The sequence below is a fragment of the Spirillospora sp. NPDC046719 genome, from assembly GCF_040645715.1.
In the GTDB taxonomy this organism is placed as follows: domain Bacteria; phylum Actinomycetota; class Actinomycetes; order Streptosporangiales; family Streptosporangiaceae; genus Spirillospora.
Map to the genome: position 1 here is coordinate 1 of NZ_JBEYYT010000630.1, position 4271 is coordinate 4271.

At 74.8% G+C, this 4271-nt stretch carries 3 protein-coding genes; all 3 read right to left on the reverse strand.

Annotated elements, in window-relative coordinates:
* Window positions 1-35: 35 nt before the first annotated feature.
* The 3 genes from ABZ914_RS47575 to ABZ914_RS47585 all read right to left on the reverse strand — a co-directional run bounded on the left by ABZ914_RS47575 (window position 36) and on the right by ABZ914_RS47585 (window position 4149).
* Window positions 36-2258 (reverse strand): DUF4132 domain-containing protein, encoded by a 2223-nt coding sequence (locus ABZ914_RS47575; protein WP_500201232.1) that lies wholly within the window; start codon window positions 2256-2258, stop codon window positions 36-38.
* A 92-nt stretch (window positions 2259-2350) separates the two neighbouring features.
* The gene (locus tag ABZ914_RS47580; RefSeq protein ID WP_500201235.1) at window positions 2351-3214 is read right to left on the reverse strand and encodes an SMP-30/gluconolactonase/LRE family protein; all 864 of its coding nucleotides are present in this window, start codon (window positions 3212-3214) and stop codon (window positions 2351-2353) included.
* The gene (locus ABZ914_RS47585; protein WP_500201236.1) at window positions 3211-4149 is read right to left on the reverse strand and encodes a sugar kinase; all 939 of its coding nucleotides are present in this window, start codon (window positions 4147-4149) and stop codon (window positions 3211-3213) included. Before ABZ914_RS47585 ends, ABZ914_RS47580 begins: the two co-directional genes overlap by 4 nt.
* Window positions 4150-4271 lie beyond the last annotated feature (122 nt).

Consider the following 4271-nt stretch of genomic DNA (forward strand, 5'->3'; position numbering starts at 1 on the left):
CCTGACCGCCCGGCGGTCAGGGGCCTCCGGCGGGCTCAGCTCGTCAGACGGTGCAGGTCGGCGATGATCTCGGAGGCGGTGACCGGGTCGAGATCGCCGAACGCGAGGGGCTCGCCCGAGTAGCGGCCCGTCAGGAGCATGACGCGGTCGATGCGCTGCTCGGCGTGCTCCTCGGGGTCGAAGACGCGGATGCCGGGTTCGAAGGCGACCATGACGTGCCGTTCGTCCGGCGTCAGGAGCGTCACCTGCCGGCGGAAGCCGCCGGTCTCCTTCTCGCCGAGCGTCCAGCCGCGCGACGTCAGGCCGAGGATCCTGCCGAAGTGGACCGAGCCGCCCTCGAAGCGGGCCAGCCGGCCGCTCCCCCGCTCGTCCTCCGCGAGGGCGTGGACGGGGCGGCCGAGCTGCGGGAACGGCTGCAGGATCTCGTAGTCGGCGAAGATCGCGGCCCAGTCCCGGACGGCGTCCTCGCCGAGGAGGAGCGGGTGCGGCAGCGCGACCCGGGCGTCGCCGGGCAGCGTGTACGCGTCGTCGCGGACGTCGGCGAGGGTCCCGTCCTCGGCCACCCGGAACGCGTCCGTCCCCGCGGACCACACCAGCCGCCGGGCGAGGTGGCGCATGAGCGGGTGCGCGACGAACAGCGCGCCGAACTCCCCGGCCGTCCAGGTCCGCCCGGTCACCATCGCCGCTTCCAGCCGTTTCACCTGCTCCGCGGCGACGGTGCGGGCCTCCTTCCTGAGGTCGGTGAAGCGCTTGTAGGCGGCGGGGGCGAGGACGCCGTCGTCCTTCACACCCGGCTTCGGCAGCGTCTTGCGGGGCTTGCCGCTCTCGTCGGTGACGAAGGGCCGGATCTCCTCGTCGAAGCCCACCACGAAGCGGCGCGGTCCGTAGTCGAGCGTCAGGGAGCCGTCGGCGTCGAGGCCGAGGTCCGGGACGAGCCGGTCGGCGAGCTGCTCCTGGGTGAGCCCGCGCTGCTCGGCGGCGCGCTTCAGCGCGTCCCGCGCGAACCGCCCGATCCACTTCTGGTCCTCGGCCTTGTTCGCGAGCCGGTCCAGGTGCCGGAGGGCGGAGTCGGTGCCGAGCCGGCCGAACAGGCGGAGCGCGGACTGGCCGCCCGAATCCCACACGTACGCCCGGGACCAGCGTGCGACGATCGGCGCGAGCCGGTCGGCGGTGGTGTCGTCGCCCCACTCGGCCAGGGCGTACTGCACGCCGGGCGACGCCCACAGTTTGGGATGGCGGTCGGCCTCGTAGAGGGCCCAGGCGAACTCGGCGAGCGATTCGGGGTCGAGGGGCGCGACGGCCAGGGGGACGCCGGCGTACGGCTTGTCGCGCTCCGAGATGGCCAGCATGGTCAGGAGATTCCGGGTCGCGGCCGTGGGAAGCGCCGCCAGACGGCGAAGGCGCAGCAGGATCCGCGGCAGCCGTTCGGGATCCCAGCCCTCGGGCAGGTCCGGCAGCGGGTCGGGGTACATGTCGAGCGGATCGGTGCGCAGCCGGGAGACCGCCTGCACCGCCTCGTCCCCGTAGTGCCCGGCGGCCTCCACCAGGAGGTCATGGCCGTGGCGCCGCGCGACCGAGCGCAGCGCCGCCTCGGCGCGCTCCCGCTTGGGCCCCGGCTTGCGCAGCGCGTCCGGGATCGTCAGCCTCACGGCGTCCACCCCGTGCAGGTCGTACCAGGCGTCCTGCGCCTGGTCGCTCCCCCGGCCGTCGAAGTCCTTGATCATGGCCTGGGCGACGGCGTGGTCCAGGAAGGGCTCGAGCGCGTACACGCTCCATTTCTTCTTCTTCGCCTGGTGCAGCGCCGGCGGGTAGGCGGCCATCTCGTGGCGCGCCACCGCGCCGCGGTCGGCGCCGACCGAGAAGTCGGCGAAGGCGTCCCAGTAGCGTTCGTCGGCGAGCAGCCTCTCGCCGAGCTCCAGGGGCGCCTGCATGACGAGCCCCATGTAGAGGTGCTCGAAGCGCGACCTGGAACTCCAGTCGCGCGGCTTCCAGAGGTCCAGGGCCTGGTCACCGGCGAAGAACCCGGCGAGTTCGGCCCAGTCGGTGTCCTCGGGCATGCGTTTCTGCGAGTACTCGTACGGGGCCTTCAGCCACTTCTCCCGCCGGCCGGGCGCCCAGCGGACGACGGTCGGCTCCCGGGGCGCCTTCAGGCTGAGGACGACCGGCGGTTCCTTCGTCCCTCCCATCCAGGGCGGCTGTACGAGCAGGGCGGGCAGTGCGTCGTCGGGGGCGTCCTCGACGTGGGGCTCTTGTGTCATCGTTTCCAGTATCGCGGCCGGCGGACGTTGTCGATCATGAGACGTTCCGGCCCGCTCCCGGGTTTCCGCCCGCACGGCGCCCCGTCGATCGCCTAACGGGCGGCCCCGGCACGCCTGAGGCGGAAAGGGACGACCGGGTACCCGCCGGCGGTCGTCCCGGCGGCGAGGACGCGGCCGTCCGCGGGGCCGGGCGCGGCCAGGCCGTGGGTGGCGGTGGTCACCAGCACCCGGTGCGGTGGTGCGAGGGAAAGGCACACGCTGGTCGGCTGGCTCGCGGGAAGCCGGAACACCGTCAGCAGGTCGCCGGACGGGGCGTAGCGGTGCACGGCGGACGCGCCCCAGACCGCCGACCACAGGCATCCCTCGGTGTCGACGGCCATACCGTCAGGTGATCCGTCCGGCACGCGCGCGAAGACCTCGCGCTCGCCCGGCTCCCCGGACGACGGGTCCACGGCGACGCGGTAGATGACGCCTCGGGCGCTGTCGGCGAGGTACATGACGCGGCCGTCCGGAGTGAAGGCCGGGCCGTTGGGGACGGTCAGGCCGTCCATGGCGGTGTGGACGGTGCCGTCGTCGTCCACCCGGTACAGCGAGCCCGCGCCGGGCGTTCCGTCGAAGGCCATCGAGCCCGCCCAGAACCGTCCGGACGGGTCGGTCGCGCCGTCGTTCATGCGCATCGGCGTGGGCGCGCCGTCCTCGGGGCGCGCCAGCCAGTCGACGGTGCCGTCACCGTTCAGGACGGCGATGCCGGTGTCGGCGGCGGCGATCCAGCCGTCCGAGTCCCGGATCGGGGCGACGGCGCCCAGAGGGAACGGCACGGAGGCCAGGAGCGTGGTGGGCTCCAGGCGGTACAGCCTTCCGGCCAGGAGGTCGACGGCGACGAAGCCGCCGGGCGTGGCGCGCAGCCCTTCGCCGAGCTCCCACGGGCCGGTGTTCTCCAGGACGGTCCAGGTCATCGCAGTGCGGCTCCTTCGGGGAGGCCGATGAGACCGAGTTCGTCGCGGTGGGGCAGGCCCTCCCAGTCGCCGCGGCTCAGGACCGCGAACGCGCCGACCGTGTGGGCGCGGCGGAGCCGGGCCTCGGCGTCCAGGCCGTCCAGCAGGCCGGACAGGTACCCGGCGACGAACCCGTCCCCCGCGCCGATCGAGTCGACGGGGTCGACGCGGTGAGCGGGCACGGCGCGCGCGCCGTCCGCGGTGTACGAGCGGGCCTCGTCGCCGTTCTTGACGACGACCTCGCTGGCGCCGCCGTCCAGCAGCCGGGCGGCGATGCGGTCCGGGGGTCCGTCGCCGAGCAGGGTCAGCTCGTCGGGGGACGCGATGACGTGGTCCGCGGCGGCGGCGAGCGGCGCGAGCGCCTCGGCGGCCGCCTCCTGGCTCCACAGCCGCGGCCGGTGGTTGAGGTCGAGGCTGATCCGCGCGTGCCGGGAGCGGGCGAGGCGGCACAGCGCCGCCGCGGCGTCCCTGCAGGACGCGCTGAGCGCCGGGGTGATCCCGGTGACGTGCACGATCCGCGGCTCGAACGGCAGCGCCTCGACGTCCTCCGCGCACAGCCGGGACCCGGCGGACCCGGCGCGCAGGTACTGGACGCGGGTGACGTCCGGCAGCCGCTGCTCGAACATGATCAGGCCGGTGGGCGCGTCGCCGTCGCGGCGGACGGCCGAGACGTCGACGCCCTCGGCGCGCAGCGTGCGGGTGACGAGGTGCCCGGCCTCGTCGGAGCCGACCCGTCCGGCCCAGGCGGCGGTGCGGCCGAGGCGGGCGAGGCCGATCGCGACGTTGCTCTCGGCCCCGGCGATGCTCGTGGTGAAGCCGGAGCCGAGCCGCACCGGGCCGGTGGCGCGCAGCGCCATCATCGTCTCCCCGGCGGTGAGGACGTCCACCCGGGTCATGCGGGCCCCTCCGGCGCGGCCGTGACGGCGAGGAACGCGCGGGCGCGGCGGCGCAGCGCGGCGAGGTCGCCGCCGCGCGGCGCGTCCCCGCACAGCGGCGAGCCGACGCCGACCGCGACGGG